Consider the following 14915-nt stretch of genomic DNA (forward strand, 5'->3'; position numbering starts at 1 on the left):
GATCCTGACGCCCGCTTCGACGATCTCGGCCCTGACTTCTACGACCTGCACATCGACCCTCAACGCAGAACCCGCAGCCTCATCCGCGAACTCGAACGCCTCGGACACAAGGTCACCGTGGAACCGAACCAGAGCACCTGACTCATATCGCACCCCATAAGCCCGACCATGATCACCAGGTCGAGGTTCGCTGCCGCCTGCCCAGTGACCGACCGATCTTCGAGTCAGTCCCGGGATCCCCGACGGGTGGCTGTACGCCGTCGGGGACGTCAACGGGCGTAACCTGCTCACGCACATGGGCAAATACCAGGCCCGTATCTGCGGCGACGTGATCGCGGCCCGCGCCAAGGGCCTGCCGGGCGACGGGCCGGCGCATCGCGACACCGCCAATGATCGGGGCGCACCTCAGGTCATCTTCACCGACCCGCAGGTCTGCGCGGTCGGGCGCACCGAGGCCCAGGCCCGCGCCGACGGCTTCGCAGTACGCGCAGTGGAGTACGACCTGGGCGCCGTGATCGGTGCAAAGCTCCAAGCCGAGGGCTACACCGGCTGGGCGAAACTGGTCGTCGACGAGGACCGCCGGGTGCTCCTGGGCGCCACCTTCGTCGGCCCGGCAGTGGTCGATCTCCTCCACTCGGCCACCATTGCGGTGACCTCCGAGGTACCCCTGGACGAACTCTGGCACGCCGTCCCCGTCTTCCCCACCACCAGCGAGATCTGGCTCAGCCTCCTCCTGGAATACGGCCTGTAGCTTGGCACGGCCGTAGGTAGGTCAGGGAAATGCAAGGAGGTCCCGCAGAATCGCGGCGCTTATCGCGGCCATAAATTCCTTCAATAGATCAATGGGAAGTCTCAAACCCGTGGACGGCTTTACATCCCTGTGCGGTCGGAACACGTCCGTCCGAGCCGCGATTTCGCGGAACAGAGATTCAAGGTGCAGAAAATGATGAAACTGCAGGAAAAGTCGGCACTGGTGACCGGTGGCACCAGCGGCATCGGGCGGGCGGCCGCCATCGCGCTCGCCGAGCTCGGTGCGCACGTGGTGATCTCCGGCCGTGACACGGTGCGCGGTGAGCGAGTGGTCCAGGAGATCCGTTCGGCCGGGGGGCAGGCGGACTTCGTGGCCGCCGACCTGCGCGACGAGTCCTCCGCCCGATCCCTGGCCGCACAGGCCAGAGACCTGGTCGGACACGTCGACGTCCTGGTCAACAACGCGGGCATCTACCCGTTCGGCCCCACCCACGAGACCAGCGAGCAGGACTTCGACGCGGTCTTCGCGCTCAATGTGAAGGCGCCGTACTTCCTGGTCGCCGAGCTCGCGCCGGACATGGCCAAGCGCGGCCATGGCGCGATCATCAACCTGAGCACGATGGCCGCCGAGTTCGGGGTCGCCGGGATGAGCCTGTACGGCGCGAGCAAGGCCGCGCTGGTGTTGATGACCAAGTCCTGGGCCGCCGAGTACGGGCCGTACGGGGTCCGCGTCAACGTGGTCAGCCCCGGCCCTACGCGTACCGAAGGAACCTCCGGGATGGGCGACGACCTCGACCAGTTGGCCGCTCAGGCGCCGGCCGGACGGCCTGCCACCGCTGAGGAGATCGCCGACGCGATCGCCTTCTTGGCCACCGACAGCTCCAGCTTCGTGCATGGCGCGGTCCTGCCGGTGGACGGCGGACGCACCGCCGTCTGAACGTGCCTGAGGCCGCTTGACGGTTCAAGGGCGGCGAAGAAGCAGGTGAAAGGTGCGGCGCCGCCCCGTATCTGACCAGTTTTAGCTGATCAGACACGGGGAGGACCATTCCAGCCACCGCGCCCGGGCATGAGGCATTGGACATGTTGCTGGATCTGGACTTCCATCCCGATGAGGACCAGGTGCGCGTCTTTTCCATCCCGCACGCCGGGGTGCTGCGCGCCGACGCCGACGCGCTGGTCTACCAGGTCCGCTACGGGATGGTCGTGCTGCGGCACTACGCCTTCGCCGACCACTGGTTCAAGATCAACCTCACCGTTGATGCCGGAGGCGCTCTGATCGAGAGTCCCAGCCCAGGGCCGGGTCGGCCGCCGTTCGCGGTCAACTGCGACATCGCCACCCCGCTGCGCTGGCACCAGGGCGCCGCCGTTGCGGCCGATCTGTTCCTGGATGTGCTCATCGGCGCCGACACCACCACCCATGTGGTGTGTGACCAGGAGGAGTTCGTCCGCGCCCATGCCGACGGGCTGATCTCGACGGGTGCACGCGTGGGAGGAGGGCGAACTGCCCCGCAGGCTGTGGCGCGTCACCCAGCGCCGCCCGGCCTCCACCGGAGAGAGGGCCTGGTAGGGGTGGTCAGGGGCGGACGGCGGTGCCGCGGGTGTGGAAGGAGAGCGGGGTGCGCACCCCAGGGAACAGGTAACGCTCCAGCGCGACGATGGTGAACCCGGCTCGCTCGATCGCCGCAGGCGTGTCGCGGCCGGTATGGCAGCCGCCCATCAGCCGCGGCCAGATGGTGGCGTCCAGAAGCCGCTGCACGCGCACCATGCCGGCCGAGTCGGCGCGGCCGTGTTCCAGGAAGCGCAGCCGCCCGCCGGGCTTGAGCACCCGCAACGCCTCGGCGAGCGCGGCGTCGACGTCGGGTAGAGAGCACAGCACCAGGCAGAACACCGCGGCGTCCATGCTCGCGTCGGCTGCGGGCAGGTGTTCGGCCGTCCCGGCGCTGACCTCGACGGGCACCGGCGCGGCGGCCGCCGCGGCACTCGCGCGCTCGCGCAGCCGGGGTTCGGGTTCCACCGCCAGCACACGGGTGACCGCGGGCGGGTAGTGCGCGAAGTTGACGCCGTCCCCCGCGCCGATCTCGACGACCTGCCCGCTCAGATCGGCCAGCAGCGCCTGGCGGTGCTCGTCCATGCCAGCGCGCTCCAGGGCCCGGCTCATCCAGGGCCAGGTGCGGGCGAAGATCGGATGTTTCACTTCGCGGGTAACAGTCATTGGCATGTCGATCACCACATCACCGGGAGCTCGGCCGGCCCGCCGGTCAGCGTAGCGGTGTTGAACCGCAGCTCCTCGATGGGCCCGGCCAGGCGCAGCGCCGGGAAACGCGCGATGAGCTGGGAGAACACCGTCTTCAGTTCGATTCGCGCCAACGGCGCACCTACACAGTAACGCGCGCCGTACCCGAAGGTCAGATGCGCCACGGCGGAACGGGCGATGTCGAAGCGGTCCGGATCGGGGAACACCGCGGCGTCGTGGTTGCCCGCCCCGGTGTCCAGCAGCACCAGCTCACCAACGCGCACGGTGACACCGGCGATGTCCAGGTCGACGCGGGCGTAGCGGGGGATGCCGCCCCCGCCCAGGCTGGGCGCGCGCAGGATCTCCTCCACCGCCGCGTCGATCCGCGACGGGTCGGCCACCAGCGCCTGCCACTGCTCCGGATGGGCCAGCAGCCACAGCACGCCCATGCCGATCGCCACCACCGTCGTCTCGTGCCCGGCGAACAGCAGGAACATCCCCGTCGCCGCGGCCTCGTCGTCGCTGACCCCCTCGGTGGCGGCCAGCCGGGAGATCACATCAGCGTCCGCATCGCCGTCGGCCCGCTTGCGCGCCACCAGCTGCTGACCGTAGCCGAACAGCTCGGCCAGCCCCTGCTCGGAGCGTGCCCGATCGGTGATGTCGGCGGCAGCCTGCGTCCAGGCGCGAAACTGCGCCCGGTCCTCGTACGGTACGCCGAGCAGCTCGCAGATGACCGCGATCGGCAGCGGCAGCGCCAGCGCGGCGTGCAGGTCGGCGGGCGGCCCGGCGGCGACCAGCTCGTCCAGGAGGTTCGCGGTGAGGATTTCGACGCGACCGCGCAGGGCGCGCATCCGCTTCGGGGAGAAGTGCGGCTGCAGCAGCGCACGCATCCGCCGGTGGTCGGCCTGCTCGGTGTCGAAGTCGCCCAACGGCCCACCGAACATCGCCGACTTCCCCGTGCGCGAGGCGCGTTCGGGTTCGCGGTGCGCGCGGCCGAGCCGGTCGTCGTCCAGCAGCCGGCGGACCTGCTCGTATCCGGTCACCAGCCAGGCGGGGTCGCCGACCGCGGTGCGGATGGCATGGATGGGGCCTCGCAGCTGCAGCTCGCGTAGCAGCGGCGCGGGCTGCAGCGGGCCGGCCTGCTCGAACGGCAGCTGGACGGGAACGGACATGATCCCTCCCAAAGTAAGACGCGTAGTTGTATACTCTGATGTATATAAAACTACTTGTATACTTCAAGTTCTACAAGTGGAGGGTTGCGGGCATGAAGCACACCGAGCCGGATGCCCCTGCGTCACGCGCCGCCGTCACGGGTGCGCCGGCGCCGGTGCGCCGGCTACGCCGGGCCGAGCGACGCGAACAGATCCTGGACGCCGCCACCCGCGCCTTCGCCGGCGCCGGCTATGCCGCCACCAGCCTGGACGACGTCGCCGCAGAGGCCGGGTTGACCCGCGCCATGCTGTACCGGCACTTCGACTCCAAAGCCGACCTGTACCGCGCCGTGCTCGATACCGCCTGCGCCCGGCTGGCCGAAGCCACCGGCACCGACGACTTCGACGACAATGCCATCCCCGCCCTGACCCGCGCCGCCGCAGCCGACCCCGACGGCTTCCGGCTGCTGTTCCGCTACGCCGCCCGCGAGCCAGAGTTCCGCGACCTGATCGACACCATCACCACCGCCTCGCACGAGATCGCCCACCGCAACCTGGCCAGGACCATCCCCACAGGCCCCTGGCTGGACTGGGCCGCCCGCCTGATTCCCACCCTCACCATCGAAGCCGTCATCGCCTGGCTGGATGCCGGCCAACCCGACCCCGACCAGGTCGCCGAACGCGTGGGCCAGGCCGTCCACGGCGTCATGGCCGCTGCCCAGCCGACCAGCCCCTGACCTGCCTTTCCGCCCGCACCCCGAGGCCAGGGAGGCCGCCCCAGCGCCGCATCGTCACGACGGTCGCACAGCGAACGGGTCAGGCGCATCACAGGCCGACGTAGGAGTGCAGCGAGGTGAACAGGAGGTTGACGCCGGTCTTCCGGCGACTGCTGGCCATCGGCTACACCGACGCGGCGGCGGCCACCGGGCAGGGCCTGGCGCCTACCTGGCGACGGGCCGGGGACTTCCGCCGCTGGTGGCCATCGACCACGTGCTCACCGACGCTCGTGCCGGGGTGGTCGCCGTGCAGGTGCATGACGTTCCCGAGTCCGATCATCGGGCGCTCTTCGCCTACTTGCGGGTCAGGTCATAGCCGAAGCCTGACAGCCAGTCGCGTTTGCGGAAGGCCAGGTAGAAGCCTGCCGAGGGTGGTGGTGGCGGAGGTCCCGAAGCCGACCGGCTGTGGGGAGCCCGAATAGGGAACAGTCTGCCCACCAAGGGAGAACGGCTGTGCGATATCTTGAGCGTGTTCTTCCGGGTTCGCCGGGGAGACCTATCGTCATCGCGGCCGGCTGGCTGACGTCGTCACGCCCCACGTCCATGCCACTCGTTCGCCACCGACCTCATCCGCACACCGGCACCGACATCGTCACTGTCGCCGAGCTGCTCGGCCATGCCTCGCTGGACTCCACCCGGATATTTGGCCGAAAGCTTCGGATGGGCCTTCTCGGTGTGGTCGGTCAAGGCAGGATCTCGACGTACCCGTCGGTTCCGTGCACGCGGATCCGCTGCCCGTCCCGGATCAGCCGGGTGGCCTGCTCCACGCCCACGACGGCCGGCAAGCCGTATTCCCGGGCGATCACTGCGCCGTGGGTCATCAGGCCGCCCACCTCCGTCACCAGGCCCGTGATCGCGACGAACAGGGGCGACCAGCTGGGGTCTGTGTAGGCCGTGACCAGGATGTCGCCCGCCTCAAGATCTGCCTCCGCCATGTCAAGGATGACGCGGGCCCTCCCCTCGATGGTCCCGGCGGAGACCGGCAAGCCGATCAGGGCACCAGCCGGCACGTCGTCGCGCCGGTACGCCCCGGCGATGGCCTCGCCATCCGACGTGAGCACCCGCGGTGGCGTGAGCGCCCGGTACGACCGGAACGCGTCCTTGCGCTGCTGGATGAGCTGGTCATCCACCTGGTTGGTGCGCACGACGTCGTGGAGCTCCTGGAACGTAAGGTAGAAGATGTCTTCCTTCTCAGGAAGCACGTTGGCCTGCACGAGGCGCTCGGCCTCCTCCAGCAAGGCCTGCTTGTAGACGAAGTAGCGGCTGACGATGCTGTACTTCGGGTACTCCCGGTACCCGATGAAGGTCCGGACCCGGTCGATCATCCGCTTGGTCTCGTCGGCTTTCTGCTCCCCGTCCGGCAGGGCCCGCAAGCGTGACAGCACGTCCTGTTCCTTCCTCTGCGCCTCCTGCCGCCCTTGCTCGAAGCGCCGCTCGGCGGCACCCGGCTCGAAGAGCTTGATGTTGTCGAGGATCACGGGCACGAGCGTGGTGGGCCGCTCGCGCCAACGCGGCCTCGTGATGTCGATCTCGCCGACGCAGCGCATGCCGTACCGGTCGAGATAGGCCTCGATGGCGTCGCGTGCTTCGGTCCCGCCCGCGAGCTTCGGCAGCTCGTCCAGGAAGCCCTCGTCCTCGACGTCCTGCAGAAACGCCACCACCTGCGGACGCGGACGGATCACGTCCGCGACATCGAGCAGCGCCAGCCCCATCTCCGACGTGACGTTGTCGGGGGCGGACAGCGTGAGCGTGTCGGCCGCGTTCTTCTCGCCCAGCCACTCCCGCAGCTTGTCGTTGAGCCACCACGTGGCCTCCATCCCCGCCATGATCGCCTGCATGCTCAGCGGATCACTGAGGACGCGCTTGTGCTCCTGGAAGGCCTCCAGCAGGAAGTCGAACAGCGCCGGCCCGGTCTTCGTCCGGATGTCGCGCCGCAGGGCGGCGATGGACGCCTGGCTGCGCTCGATCAGCCCGGTGACGATAGCCGGATCGGTCTCGATCGGGGCGGACGCGCCGCCGACCGGCGGCCCGCCGGGACCCCCGTCCGGGAGCGACGGGACGAAGTCGCCGCGGTCGAGGACCGTCTCCAGCGCGTCCCTGATCAGCGGATCGGACCTCCCCGCCATCTCCAGGAGGCCGGCGCGGCTCGCGGGCGAGGCCAGGAGCCGGGTGGCGTCGACGAACAGCCGCCCGCCGGCCTCGTGCATCGGCGCCATGGCCGTCAGCTGCCACACAGAAACGCCCAGCGGCTTCATGGGGTCGGTCATCATCTGCTGATGACCGACCGAGAGGTAGACGTGATTCTCCTGGTCGCCGATCTCGGGGATGGGGAACAGCGTGGTGATCTGCCGGCTCTGGACGATCTGGAAGCCATCATCGGCCAGGCACCATTCGATGTCCTGCGGGCGGCCGAAGTGCGCTTCGATCCGCCGGCCGAGCTGCACGAGCCGCACGACCTGCGCATCCGTCAGCGCCGGCAGCTCCTGCCGCTGCGGGTCGATCGGCAGTACCTGCGTCCCGCCAGCCGGCGAAGCGTGGATGGCACGCTTCTTGGCGGCAACCGCCTTGGTGACGATCTCGCCGTCTCGCACCTTGTAGACGTCCGGGTTCACCAGGCCGGAGGCCAGGGCCTCGCCGAGGCCGAAGCTGGCGTCCACGGTGGCGACCTTCCGGTTGCCCGTGACGGGGTCGGCCGTGAACACGATGCCGGCCGCATGCGGGAAGACCATCTGCTGCACGACCACGGCCATGCGGACCTTCCGGTGGTCGAAGCCGTTCCGCAGGCGGTAGGTCACGGCCCGCTCGGTGAACAGCGACGCCCAGCACCGGCCGACGTGCTGGAGGATCGCCGCCGGACCCACGACGTTCAGGTAGGTGTCCTGCTGGCCGGCGAAGGATGCCGTCGGCAGGTCCTCTGCCGTCGCGCTGGATCGCACGGCGTAGGCGGCGTGCTCGCCGAGCTGCGCGAGCGCGCGGGTGATCGCCGCCGCGAGATCGTCAGGGATGGCGATCCCTTCGATGGTTTGGCGGATCTCCGCGCTGAGCGTGCGGATCACCTCCCGGTCATCCGGGTTCAGGCGCGACAGCTGATCGAGCCGATCGTCGATTGACGGCGCTTCCGCCATGATCCGCCGGAAGGCGTACGTCGTCACGCAAAAGCCAGCCGGCACCCGGATGCCTTCGATCCGCGACAACTCCCCCAGGTGCGCGCCCTTGCCGCCAACGACCGCGACCTGCATCTCGTCAACCTCTTGAAGATCCAACACGTGCTGCTCGATCATTGCGACACCTCCGAGGCAGCCGTACTCCGTCGCACTGCACCGGCCGATCGAATCACCGGCGCCTCACGCTCTGTCGAACCTCTTGTTGGGCACGTCCCCGCCTGCCGGTGAAGGTCCACTTCCGCGCCACGAGGCTACGATGCCAGACCGGGAACACTTCCACCCACCGGCGACGGTGGAGCAGCCGCGACAAACGCCGCAAGCCAGAGCCGGTCGGCGTGACCCCATCGCGGCCATCCACCGAGCTGACGGCGGAGCACCTGATTCTCATGACGAAGCACCAGCAGCTCAATGTCCTTCGACAGATCAGAACGGACCAGCACCGCCAGCAAGCCGCACCAGCCCCTCACCAACCGGTAGACAAACGACAACAACACCCCGCAATGGTCGCAGCCACCGCCCTGATCATGCCGCAAAACCCCAGCTCACAGCACGAAATCGTGTTTCCGAGCGGGACAGGGTGGCGTACACGTGGCGGGCGAGGTCGAAGCGGCCGTCCTGCCCGCCGCCGGCGTGGATGTTGTACGTGGCCACCCGGAGCCGCACCTCCCGGCCGTCCGCGTCCGACAGCGCGGGCGGCGCGGTCAGCATGGTCCCGAGTGCGGCGGCCACCAGCGCGGCGTTGATCGTGGATCGTCTCATCGGCTGCCGCCCCTGTTCGTGATCTCCGCATTCACCAGCGGACAGCTTCAACGACCAGGTCACTCGTGCTCGCCGGCGTTGTCCGCCCGGGCCGGTAGGAGCAGTGCGGTGACGACCACAGCCACGGACAGCACCGCGCCGATGATGAAGGCCAGCCGCATGCCGTCGAGGTTGGCGAGCGCCTCGGTGGCTCCCGCGGATTTCAGGGCATCGGCTCGCGCGCTCATCACGGTGATCACGAGCGCGGTGCCGAAAGCCGCGGCGACCTGCTGCAGCGTGCTCAGGATCGAGCTGCCGTGGGAGTAGAGGTGCGAGGGAACCGCTCCGAGCCCGAGGGTGAATACCGGGGTGAAGGTGGCGGCCAGACCGACCATCAGCAGCGCGTGCAGACCGAGGAGCTGCCAGAACGGCGTGGTCATCGTGACCTGGGTGAAGCCGGCAAGCGCGAGCATGATCCCGATCGCACCGGGGATGACCAGAACCCGGCCGCCGAACTGGTCGAACAGGCGGCCGACGGTCGGACCGAGGAGCCCCATCGCGAGGCCGCCCGGCATCACGAGGAGTCCGGCCTGCAGGGCGCTGAGTTCGCGGACGTTCTGCAGGTACAGCGGCAGCAAGATCATCGAGCCGAGCATCGCCATGAAGGCCACCGACATCAGGATCAGCGCGACCGTGAAGGTGCGGTGGCGCAGGGTACGCAGGTCCATCAGCGGCACGCCGCGCTTCTGCAACGACAGCTGGCGGACGACGAAGACGGCGATGGTGACCAGGCCGGCCGCCACGATCGCGGCGGCAACGCGGACGTCACCGCCCTGGAACCGGCTGAGCCCGTAGACCAGGCCGCCGAAGCCGGCAGCGGCGGTTGCCACGCTGAACCAGTCGATGGTGCTGAACTGGGGCTCGCCGATGTTCTCGAGCCGCTTCAGGCCGCGCCAAGTGATCACGGCGGCGATGGGGAGCACCACGACGAACAGCAGGCGCCATGACCCGAATTGGAGGATCACCCCCGAGATCGCCGGGCCCATCGCGGGCGCGACCGAGATGGCCAGGGTGACGTTGCCCATCACCCGGCCCCGGTCCGCCTCAGGCACCACCTGCATCAGCGTGGTCATCAGCAGTGGCATCATCACGGCCGTCCCGCACGCCTGGATGATGCGGGCGCCCAGCAGCACCTCGAATGTCGGCGCGACGGTGGCCAACGCCGTGCCGAGCAGGAACAAACCCATCGCGGTGGCGTACGCGCTGCGGGTGGACACCCGCTGCAGGAACCACCCGCTGATCGGGATGACAGCGGCCATGGTCAGCATGAAGGCGGTCGAGAGCCACTGCGCGGTCTGCTCGGTGATGTGCAGCGCGCCCATCAGCCGCGGGATCGCATTGATCATGATCGTCTCGTTGAGGATGACCACGAACGTGGCGAGCACCAGCAACCGGACCACGGCCGGGGTGCGACCTGAAACGGCGGTCGCGGATTTGGCAGGCGAGTTGAGCTGTGGGCTGGACACGGCACCTCGATCGGGGTCGCCAGACATGACGTGGTCATGGCTGGCGTCCCAGCCTGCGGTCTCAGAAGAAGTTGTCATCATGCGAAGACTGACCTGCACCACCGACAAAACTCATCGACCGCGCCCAACATTCCGGCAATTGATGCGAAGTCTCCCTTCATGACGTGTGCCCCGGGCTGACCCTGACACCCGGCACAACGAGCGGCATGAAACGGGAAGCTATGGCAGCGGAGTTCGCAATCGGCGAGTACATCCTGGTGCAGGACGGCAGGACCTTCGAAATCTTCCATCGCCTGACGGATCCCAGGCGATATCATGTGGCGTTCCTCGGAGTGGACGCGAAACCACACGGCGACGGCTTCAGGGTGACGATCGGCACCAGGTACAACGACCGAATCGCCAACGGCGTGCCGCTGAAGATGGATCAGCAGCAGTTCGCGCGTTTTCAGGAATTCATGGACCCGGTGATCGAGGCGCGCGATGGCACGAACGCCCAGTAGCCGCACGGGATAGCTCTCGGATCCTCCACAACCACGGCACTCCCGTTTCGTCAGTGTGCCGCCGAGGGTGACAGGCCTCGATCGGATCGGCCGAAGCGGCGCTCGTTCACGCGGGCGTGCGATCGTGCGCCCGCACCGGATCGTCACTGGAGGTTCGTCCTGCACCTGGTCGGCGCTGCCGCGAGGGCCAGCGAGCTTGCTGCCCGTCACCGGAGACGAGCTCTGGTACGCCATCGTCACCACCACCGGGCCGCTGCGCCTGCATTGGGCCGACGTATGGACGTGGGTGCGAGCGCCTCGCTCAATGTTCGAATCCGAAACCGGGAAGTGACGCGTGTCTGACAGCCTTCTCCATCACCCAGAAAGAAAGGGTCGTCCTGCTCAGTGTGGTGGACGCATTGCCCCGATGAGGGTGGTGACCGGCACACGAGCGAATCCGATGCGAGTGTCGCTCGCCCCGTAGGGCAGCCACACGGCGTCGTCATGCAGCAGGCCGCCGCAGGAATACACGACGTTGGGCACGTAGCCTTCACGTTCGGTGTCACCGGCGGTGAGAAGCGCGCCCGGGAGTTCGGCGATGACGCGGTGCGGCTCGTGGGAGTCGAGCAGCAGGGCGCCCATGGCGTAGTCGCGCATGGGGCCGACGCCATGTATCAGGACGAGCCAGCCGAACCTTGTCTCGATGGGGGATCCGCAGTTGCCTACCTGGATCAGTTCCCAGCCGCGGCGGGGGGTGTGCAGCGGTACCGGCCGTTGCCATCTGTTGTGCCCGTCGAGGGTCGTGAGACCGATGGTCTCGCCGTCGGAGCGGCACAGCGCCAGGCTGCGTCCCCCGACCGATCGCGGGAACAGCGCCATGCCCTTGTTGACGGCGGCGGGGCCGCGCATGGGGGCGATCTCGAAATGCCGCAGATCGTCGCTTTCGATCAAGTGGGAACGGATGTGCCGCCCGTCGTAGGCGGTGTAGGTCGCGCGATACGACGGCCGGCCGTCCTCGTCGACGACCTGTACGAACCGAGCGTCCTCCATGCCGTTGCTCTCGGCCGCGGTCCCCGGCCAGAGCACCCGCCGGTGAAGGGGGAGATCGGCGGGGAAGGCCACGGCGTAGTCGGAGCGCGTCGCGCGGCGCATCTCTTCCACGGTTCGCTGCGTGGTGGTGCGGGTGAGCAGGTCGGCGGGCAACTGGCCGATCGCCTGCTCGAAGTCGTCGTCGTCGAAGCGTTCCGGCAGGGACTCCAACATGGTGGCCGTCACCTCGTTGTCCCAGGCGTCGTCGGAGAGCCCCGCGGCGAGCAGGTCGCGCCGATGGTGGGTCCGGTGCCGGCGTCCGACGGACAGGGCCCCGGAGCGATCGGGGATGACCAGGTCGGAGTGGGGGCCGAGCAGCGCCGTGGTGAAGCCGATGGAGGACAGGTGTCCCTCGCCGATCTGCCGCAGGCTGATCGCCGCGCGGAGCTGTCCAGGGCCCAGACCGGACTGGTCGGGATGGGGGACCATCGAGGGGTTGCACACCGCCGCAGCCTCCACGGCGTACTCGTGGCTGAAGTAGGCGCCCACGAGGAGGCGGGCCGGCAGGGACAGGTCGACGTCGCGCGGGATGCGATGGCGGACCAGGTCGTGGTGATGGGCGAAGGTCGCTTCGAGGTCGTGGTGCCGGCCGCCGAATCGCTGCAGCGTCTCCTGGAGCATTTCGGTCGTCTCGTCGTCGTCAAGGAGCATGATGCGGTCGATCAGCGCAGCGGCCCTAGTACGGGTGAGCGCGGCGTCCTCGCCGGGCACGAAGAGCTTGATGATCACTCTTCGCGGGTCGGGAGTGAGCGTCGGGCCGAGTCGCGTGGCCAGATCCCCGCTGGTCATGGGAGCCGCCTGGCGTGCTGCATGGTGGAGATCAGCGCGATGGTCGACTCCGCGCCCTGGTTGAGGTTCGGACCGTGCTCGGTCAGGCCGTCGTAGCCTCCGCCGGTCGCCGGGTCCCACATCAGAGCATCAGCGTCGTTGGCGCCCTGGAACCACGCCACCGACTGCCGTACCTTCTCCTGCCACGCTTGGTCGCCGGTCACGCGGGCGGCGGTGGCGCAGGCGTCGGCGAGTGCGGCCACCTCGATCGGCTGCTGGTCGTAGCGGGATCGCGGCGCGTCCAAGCGCCAGCCGGCGGCGGGCACGACCGCGAGCCGGCCGTCCCTCGTCTGGATGCCACACAGCCAGGCGAGCATGCGCAGACCGGTGGCGAGCAGTTGCCGGTCATCGCTCAGCTCCCCGGCGGCGATGACCACCTCGGCAAGAGCGGCGTTGGCGTAGGTCAGGTGCGGTTGCGGCCACGGCCAGGAGGGGTTCTCCGAAGGAGCGCCGATCGCCTCCGCGGCGTCCATCAGCAGGCTGGCGGCCACGGTGCTGTCCGGGCTGGCGCGTAGGACCTCCGCCGCGCCGAGCCCGGCGAAGACCATGGCGCGCGGATGCGGGGAGCGCTGTTCGGCGCCGAGAGCGAAGGCGAGCAGCGCTTCGTCCCGGATCCACGGAGCGGAGTTGCGGGCCGCCGCGGTGCCCAGGCCCCACATCGCCCGTCCCCACCAGTCGCCGACGCCTGGCTGGTCGCTCCAGCGCCGGTCGAAGGAGAGCCGGTTGCGGAACGCGCCGGAACGATCCTGAGCGTGCGTGAGAAAGGCCAGGTAGCACTCCGCCAGCCGGGTCAGCCGGTGGGCAGGGCGCGGTTCGCGGGTGGCGACGACGAGCCCGCGGGCGACGTCGTCGGTGCAGTAACCGTGATGGCGGCGGACGAGGGCGTGCCGGGCATGCTCGAACAGGCCGGTGTCGTCGCTCAGCCGGAGCAGGTGCTTGAAGCCGGGAGTGGCGGTGCTCATGGCAGCACTGCGGCCGCTGCGGCCGGCCGCTCGGCGACGAGCGAGCGGACGAGGCCGTCGTATCGGGCCGCGACCGCGGGCCACAGCAGGGTCGGGATCAGGGCGCGGGTACGCCCGGTGAGATCGTCGGACAGCCCGGGTTGTGTGAGGACACGGCGTACGGCGGAGGCGAGCGCGACGGGGTCGCCGTGGGGAACGAGCAGTCCTGGACCGCAGGTGAGCAGCTCCACGGCGTGCGGGAAGGAGGTGGCGACGACCGGCACGCCTGCGGCCACGGCCTCGATGAGGACACCGGAGGTGACCTGCTCCGCAGAGTCATAGGGCAGGACGACGACGTCTGCCGAGCGGACCAGCCGGCTCAGCGAGTCCTGATCCCGGTAAACAGGGTCGTGTCGGACGGCCGTGGACACCCCGAGCCGGGCAGCGAGATCGTACAGGCCGTCACGATAGGCCTCGCCCTGGAGCTCCAGCACTTTGGGGTGGGTCTTTCCGGCGATCGTGTAGATCGGTGAGGGGTCGAGGCCACCCAGGAGCGCCAGCGCGCGCAACGCCCACTCGATGCCTTTGCCCGGTCCGAGCAGTCCCCAGGTGAGCAGGTGCGGACGGGAGCGGCGCCGAGCCGGGACCCGCATGTGGTCGGCGGCCCCGTGCGGAATGACGAACACCTTGCCGGCATCCACCCGGTAGCCGGCCATCAACCGGTCACGAGCGGTGCCGGTCATGGTCACGATCGCGTCGGCGGCGGCCCCGATCTCCTCGAGCAGGGCTTTCTGCTGGAGAGTGGGCCTGGCCAGGACGGTGTGCAGGACCACGATGCTCGGCACGGTGAGGCAACGTAGCAGCGGTAGGACGTCCTGTCCGTCCAAACCGGGGTAGATACCGTACTCGTGCTGCACGATGGCCACATCGAAGTCCTCCAGAGCGGAGGCCGCGGCCTTCCAGCCGCCGAGCCCGCCGGGAGTCCAGGTGTGCACGACCCCGGGCTGCGGCCGTTCGTCGTCGCCTTCCGCGGTGACACGGACGATGCCGCCGAACACGCCGCCCCTGGTGAGATGGGCGGCCAGGGCGGAGTTGAAGGTCGCGAGCCCGCATTGCGTGGGCGGATGCGTGCTGAGAAAGCCGTATGTGAGGGCCAACTGCCATGCCTTTCGGTCATTCGGCCGCACCAGAATGGATGCCGATGCGGCTCGTTCGGTGAAGACGGCCAACCCCGTCTGCC

At 68.9% G+C, this 14915-nt stretch carries 14 protein-coding genes; 4 read left to right on the forward strand and 10 right to left on the reverse strand.

All coding sequences use genetic code 11. The annotated features are described in order from the left end of the window. Positions 1 to 295 precede the first annotated feature (295 nt). Together ACFLIM_RS32780 and ACFLIM_RS32785 are read left to right on the forward strand one after the other, a co-directional pair. On the forward strand, positions 296 to 751 hold the full coding sequence (locus ACFLIM_RS32780) for a hypothetical protein (RefSeq protein ID WP_393172129.1): 456 nt from the start codon (positions 296 to 298) through the stop codon (positions 749 to 751). A gap of 192 nt (positions 752 to 943) precedes the next feature. Continuing rightward, a complete protein-coding gene (locus ACFLIM_RS32785) occupies positions 944 to 1687 on the forward strand; it encodes an SDR family NAD(P)-dependent oxidoreductase (protein ID WP_393172131.1) in 744 nt (247 codons plus the stop codon). Between the two features lie 89 nt (positions 1688 to 1776). On the opposite strand, the gene ACFLIM_RS32790 is transcribed toward ACFLIM_RS32785, so the two are convergent. The 3 genes from ACFLIM_RS32790 to ACFLIM_RS32800 all read right to left on the reverse strand — a co-directional run bounded on the left by ACFLIM_RS32790 (position 1777) and on the right by ACFLIM_RS32800 (position 4155). After that, positions 1777 to 2205, reverse strand: coding sequence for a hypothetical protein (locus ACFLIM_RS32790; protein ID WP_393172132.1), 429 nt, complete (start codon positions 2203 to 2205; stop codon positions 1777 to 1779). A 118-nt stretch (positions 2206 to 2323) separates the two neighbouring features. Continuing rightward, the gene (locus ACFLIM_RS32795) at positions 2324 to 2968 is read right to left on the reverse strand and encodes a class I SAM-dependent methyltransferase (protein WP_393172134.1); all 645 of its coding nucleotides are present in this window, start codon (positions 2966 to 2968) and stop codon (positions 2324 to 2326) included. Positions 2969 to 2973: 5 nt separating this feature from the next. Continuing rightward, the gene (locus ACFLIM_RS32800) at positions 2974 to 4155 is read right to left on the reverse strand and encodes a cytochrome P450 (protein ID WP_393172136.1); all 1182 of its coding nucleotides are present in this window, start codon (positions 4153 to 4155) and stop codon (positions 2974 to 2976) included. A 92-nt stretch (positions 4156 to 4247) separates the two neighbouring features. Between ACFLIM_RS32800 and ACFLIM_RS32805 the strand changes: the two genes are divergently transcribed. Next, a complete protein-coding gene (locus ACFLIM_RS32805) occupies positions 4248 to 4871 on the forward strand; it encodes a TetR/AcrR family transcriptional regulator (RefSeq protein WP_393172138.1) in 624 nt (207 codons plus the stop codon). 163 nt (positions 4872 to 5034) lie between these two features. Here ACFLIM_RS32805 and ACFLIM_RS32810 read toward each other — a convergent pair whose 3' ends face one another. From ACFLIM_RS32810 to ACFLIM_RS32825, 4 genes are all read right to left on the reverse strand, one after another. Continuing rightward, a complete protein-coding gene (locus ACFLIM_RS32810; protein ID WP_393172140.1) occupies positions 5035 to 5190 on the reverse strand; it encodes a hypothetical protein in 156 nt (51 codons plus the stop codon). A 403-nt stretch (positions 5191 to 5593) separates the two neighbouring features. Next, positions 5594 to 8191, reverse strand: coding sequence for a rifamycin-inactivating phosphotransferase (gene rph / locus ACFLIM_RS32815; RefSeq protein ID WP_393172142.1), 2598 nt, complete (start codon positions 8189 to 8191; stop codon positions 5594 to 5596). Positions 8192 to 8596: 405 nt separating this feature from the next. Continuing rightward, the gene (locus tag ACFLIM_RS32820) at positions 8597 to 8833 is read right to left on the reverse strand and encodes a hypothetical protein (RefSeq protein ID WP_393172144.1); all 237 of its coding nucleotides are present in this window, start codon (positions 8831 to 8833) and stop codon (positions 8597 to 8599) included. Positions 8834 to 8892: 59 nt separating this feature from the next. Next, positions 8893 to 10338, reverse strand: a complete 1446-nt coding sequence (locus tag ACFLIM_RS32825) for an MDR family MFS transporter (RefSeq protein ID WP_393172146.1) — start codon at positions 10336 to 10338, stop codon at positions 8893 to 8895. A 206-nt stretch (positions 10339 to 10544) separates the two neighbouring features. Here ACFLIM_RS32825 and ACFLIM_RS32830 point away from each other — a divergent pair, with 206 nt between their 5' ends. Continuing rightward, positions 10545 to 10838 (forward strand): hypothetical protein, encoded by a 294-nt coding sequence (locus ACFLIM_RS32830; protein WP_393172148.1) that lies wholly within the window; start codon positions 10545 to 10547, stop codon positions 10836 to 10838. Positions 10839 to 11219: 381 nt separating this feature from the next. Here ACFLIM_RS32830 and ACFLIM_RS32835 read toward each other — a convergent pair whose 3' ends face one another. Genes ACFLIM_RS32835 through ACFLIM_RS32845 form a run of 3 tightly spaced genes read right to left on the reverse strand, consistent with a single transcriptional unit; the run spans position 11220 to position 14832 of the window. Then, positions 11220 to 12695 carry a glycoside hydrolase family 130 protein gene (locus tag ACFLIM_RS32835; protein ID WP_393172150.1) on the reverse strand — a complete coding sequence of 492 codons (1476 nt, stop codon included), beginning with the start codon at positions 12693 to 12695 and terminating at the stop codon, positions 11220 to 11222. Beyond that, positions 12692 to 13696 (reverse strand): glycosyltransferase, encoded by a 1005-nt coding sequence (locus ACFLIM_RS32840; protein ID WP_393172151.1) that lies wholly within the window; start codon positions 13694 to 13696, stop codon positions 12692 to 12694. The genes ACFLIM_RS32835 and ACFLIM_RS32840 overlap by 4 nt, the downstream gene beginning before the upstream one ends. Further along, positions 13693 to 14832 carry a glycosyltransferase gene (locus ACFLIM_RS32845; protein ID WP_393172153.1) on the reverse strand — a complete coding sequence of 380 codons (1140 nt, stop codon included), beginning with the start codon at positions 14830 to 14832 and terminating at the stop codon, positions 13693 to 13695. The genes ACFLIM_RS32840 and ACFLIM_RS32845 overlap by 4 nt, the downstream gene beginning before the upstream one ends. Positions 14833 to 14915 lie beyond the last annotated feature (83 nt).

Source organism: Nonomuraea marmarensis, from assembly GCF_043197025.1.
In the GTDB taxonomy this organism is placed as follows: Bacteria; Actinomycetota; Actinomycetes; order Streptosporangiales; family Streptosporangiaceae; genus Nonomuraea; species Nonomuraea marmarensis.

Coding starts and splice junctions, on each gene's coding strand:
- ACFLIM_RS32780 (WP_393172129.1), top strand. CDS start 296: ATGGGCAAATACCAGGCCCGTATCTGCGGCGACGTGATCGCGGCCCGC.
- ACFLIM_RS32785 (WP_393172131.1), top strand. CDS start 944: ATGATGAAACTGCAGGAAAAGTCGGCACTGGTGACCGGTGGCACCAGC.
- ACFLIM_RS32790 (WP_393172132.1), bottom strand. CDS start 2,205: ATGGGCGCGGACGAACTCCTCCTGGTCACACACCACATGGGTGGTGGT.
- ACFLIM_RS32795 (WP_393172134.1), bottom strand. CDS start 2,968: ATGCCAATGACTGTTACCCGCGAAGTGAAACATCCGATCTTCGCCCGC.
- ACFLIM_RS32800 (WP_393172136.1), bottom strand. CDS start 4,155: ATGTCCGTTCCCGTCCAGCTGCCGTTCGAGCAGGCCGGCCCGCTGCAG.
- ACFLIM_RS32805 (WP_393172138.1), top strand. CDS start 4,248: ATGAAGCACACCGAGCCGGATGCCCCTGCGTCACGCGCCGCCGTCACG.
- ACFLIM_RS32810 (WP_393172140.1), bottom strand. CDS start 5,190: ATGATCGGACTCGGGAACGTCATGCACCTGCACGGCGACCACCCCGGC.
- rph (WP_393172142.1), bottom strand. CDS start 8,191: ATGATCGAGCAGCACGTGTTGGATCTTCAAGAGGTTGACGAGATGCAG.
- ACFLIM_RS32820 (WP_393172144.1), bottom strand. CDS start 8,833: ATGAGACGATCCACGATCAACGCCGCGCTGGTGGCCGCCGCACTCGGG.
- ACFLIM_RS32830 (WP_393172148.1), top strand. CDS start 10,545: ATGAAACGGGAAGCTATGGCAGCGGAGTTCGCAATCGGCGAGTACATC.
- ACFLIM_RS32835 (WP_393172150.1), bottom strand. CDS start 12,695: ATGACCAGCGGGGATCTGGCCACGCGACTCGGCCCGACGCTCACTCCC.
- ACFLIM_RS32840 (WP_393172151.1), bottom strand. CDS start 13,696: ATGAGCACCGCCACTCCCGGCTTCAAGCACCTGCTCCGGCTGAGCGAC.